Below are 3530 nucleotides of genomic sequence, written 5' to 3'. Positions count from 1 at the left end.
ACCGTCGTTCGGGGTAATGACCAGACGGCGCTTGCCCTTGGTCTCTTTACCGAACGCGATGGTGCCGCTGACTTCAGCCAGAATCGACGCTTCTTTCGGACGACGAGCTTCGAACAAGTCGGCAACACGCGGCAGACCACCGGTGATGTCACGGGTCTTCGAAGTTTCTTGCGGGATACGCGCGATAACATCACCGATCGCGATCTTCGCACCATCCGCTACACCGACCAGGGCGTTGGCTGGCAGGAAGTACTGAGCGATTACGTCAGTGCCTGGCAGCAACAGATCCTTGCCGTTGTCATCGACCATCTTCACGGCAGGACGGATGTCTTTACCGGCAGCTGGACGATCTTTCGCGTCGAGTACTTCAATGTTGGTCATACCGGTCAATTCGTCAGTCTGACGCTTGATCGTGATGCCTTCTTCCATGCCCACGTAGGTCACGGTACCTTTCATTTCGGTAACGATTGGGTGAGTGTGCGGATCCCACTTGGCCACGATTGCGCCAGCGTCGACCTTGTCACCTTCTTTAACCGAAATCACAGCACCGTACGGCAGCTTGTAGCGTTCACGCTCACGACCGTAGTCATCAGCGATTGCCAGCTCACCGGAACGGGACACAGCAACCAGGCAACCATCCACTCGCTCAACGTGTTTCAGGTTGTGCAGACGGACAGTACCGCCATTCTTCACCTGAACGCTGTCAGCTGCGGAGGTCCGGCTTGCCGCACCACCGATGTGGAACGTACGCATGGTCAGCTGGGTACCCGGCTCACCGATGGACTGGGCAGCAATAACGCCGACCGCTTCACCGATGTTCACCTGGTGACCACGAGCCAAGTCACGGCCGTAGCATTTGGCGCAAATGCCGTAGCGGGTTTCGCAGCTGATCGGCGAGCGAACAATCACTTCGTCGATGCTGTTGAGTTCGATGAACTCGACCCACTTTTCGTCTACCAGGGTGCCGGCAGGAACGATGATTTCCTCGGTGCCTGGCTTGAATACGTCACGGGCGATTACTCGGCCCAGTACGCGCTCACCCAACGGCTCTACAACGTCGCCGCCTTCGATGTGTGGAGTCATCAGCAGACCGTGTTCGGTACCGCAGTCGACTTCAGTCACAACCAAGTCTTGCGCAACGTCTACCAGACGACGAGTCAGGTAACCGGAGTTAGCGGTCTTCAACGCGGTATCCGCCAAACCTTTACGAGCACCGTGAGTGGAGATGAAGTACTGAAGTACGCTCAAACCTTCACGGAAGTTCGCAGTAATCGGCGTTTCAATGATGGAACCGTCCGGCTTGGCCATCAGGCCACGCATACCGGCGAGCTGACGGATCTGCGCAGCAGAACCCCGTGCGCCCGAGTCGGCCATCATGTACATCGAGTTGAACGACTCTTGATCGACTTCTACGCCATGACGATCGATAACTTTCTCTTTCGAGAGGTTAGCCATCATCGCCTTCGACACTTCGTCGTTGGCCTTGGACCAAAGGTCGATCACTTTGTTGTACTTCTCGCCCTGGGTTACCAGGCCGGAGGCGTACTGGCTTTCGATCTCTTTCACTTCATCAGTAGCAGCATTGATGATTTGAGCTTTTTCATCCGGGATAACGAAGTCGTTAACGCCGATGGAAACGCCGGAAATGGTCGAATAGGCAAAGCCGGTGTACATCAACTGGTCAGCGAAGATCACGGTCTCTTTCAAACCAACCACGCGGTAGCACTGGTTGATCAGCTTGGAGATCGCCTTTTTCTTCATCGGCAGGTTGACGACGTCGTACGACAGGCCTTTTGGCACAACTTGATACAGCAGCGCACGGCCGACGGTGGTGTCGACGATACGGGTGCCGCTCACGCTGCCGCCATCACGGTCATTGACGGTTTCGTTGATCCGCACTTTAACCTTGGCGTGCAGTGCGGCTTCGCCGGCACGGAACACACGGTCAACTTCTTGCAGGTCAGCGAATACGCGACCTTCGCCCTTGGCGTTGATCGCTTCACGGGTCATGTAGTACAGACCCAATACAACGTCCTGCGACGGAACGATGATTGGCTCACCGTTGGCTGGCGACAGAATGTTGTTGGTCGACATCATCAACGCACGCGCTTCCAACTGGGCTTCCAGTGTCAGCGGTACGTGCACGGCCATTTGGTCGCCGTCGAAGTCGGCGTTGTACGCAGCACAGACCAGAGGGTGCAGCTGGATAGCCTTACCTTCGATCAGTACCGGTTCAAACGCCTGGATACCCAGACGGTGAAGGGTCGGCGCACGGTTGAGGAGAACCGGGTGTTCGCGAATCACTTCAGCGAGAACGTCCCAAACCTCTGGCAGCTCGCGCTCGACCATTTTCTTGGCCGCTTTGATGGTGGTCGCGAGACCGCGCATTTCCAGCTTGCCGAAGATGAATGGCTTGAACAGCTCAAGCGCCATCTTCTTAGGCAAACCGCACTGGTGCAGACGCAGGGTCGGGCCTACGGTAATTACCGAACGACCGGAGTAGTCAACACGCTTACCGAGCAAGTTCTGACGGAAGCGACCTTGCTTACCCTTGATCATGTCAGCCAGGGATTTCAGAGGACGCTTGTTCGAACCGGTGATAGCGCGGCCACGACGACCGTTGTCGAGCAAGGCATCGACAGCTTCTTGCAACATACGCTTTTCGTTGCGCACGATGATGTCCGGAGCGGACAGATCAAGCAGGCGCTTCAAGCGGTTGTTACGGTTGATCACGCGGCGGTACAGGTCGTTGAGGTCGGACGTCGCGAAACGACCACCGTCCAACGGTACCAGCGGACGCAGGTCTGGCGGCAGAACCGGCAGAACGGTCAGCACCATCCACTCTGGCAAGTTGCCGGAACCCTGGAAGGCTTCCATCAACTTCAGACGCTTGGACAGCTTCTTGATTTTGGTTTCGGAGTTGGTTTGCGGAATTTCTTCACGCAGACGGCCAATCTCGTGTTCCAGGTCGATAGCGTGCAGCAGTTCACGGACAGCTTCGGCACCCATGCGGGCATCGAAATCGTCACCGAACTCTTCCAGCGCTTCGAAATACTGCTCGTCGTTCAGCAGCTGACCTTTTTCAAGGGTGGTCATGCCTGGGTCGATAACGACGTAGCTCTCGAAGTAGAGAACGCGCTCGATATCACGCAGGGTCATGTCCATCAGCAAGCCGATACGGGACGGCAGCGATTTCAGGAACCAGATGTGGGCAACCGGCGAAGCCAGCTCGATGTGCGCCATGCGCTCACGACGAACTTTGGCCAGTGCAACTTCAACGCCGCACTTCTCGCAGATCACACCACGGTGCTTCAAGCGCTTGTACTTACCGCACAGGCACTCGTAATCCTTAACCGGGCCAAAGATCTTGGCGCAGAACAGGCCGTCACGCTCAGGTTTGAACGTACGGTAGTTGATGGTTTCCGGCTTTTTAACTTCACCGAACGACCACGAACGGATCATCTCAGGCGATGCCAACCCAATACGGATGGCGTCGAACTCTTCGACTTGACCCTGGTTTTTCAGCAAAT

Annotated in this window: 1 protein-coding gene; it reads right to left on the bottom strand. The window is 56.2% G+C overall.

The features are described 5' to 3' along the window. A partial coding sequence (gene rpoC, locus ACP7A2_RS27005; RefSeq protein WP_426136831.1) for a DNA-directed RNA polymerase subunit beta' occupies positions 1 to 3528 on the bottom strand: 3528 nt, incomplete at its 3' end. Positions 3529 to 3530 lie beyond the last annotated feature (2 nt).

Origin of the sequence: Pseudomonas sp. PWP3-1b2 (assembly GCF_049896045.1) — a bacterium.
Taxonomy (GTDB): Bacteria; Pseudomonadota; Gammaproteobacteria; order Pseudomonadales; family Pseudomonadaceae; genus Aquipseudomonas; species Aquipseudomonas antarctica_B.
The sequence above is the reverse complement of the archived record's forward strand: the minus strand, read 5'-3'. Positions and strand labels throughout refer to the sequence as shown.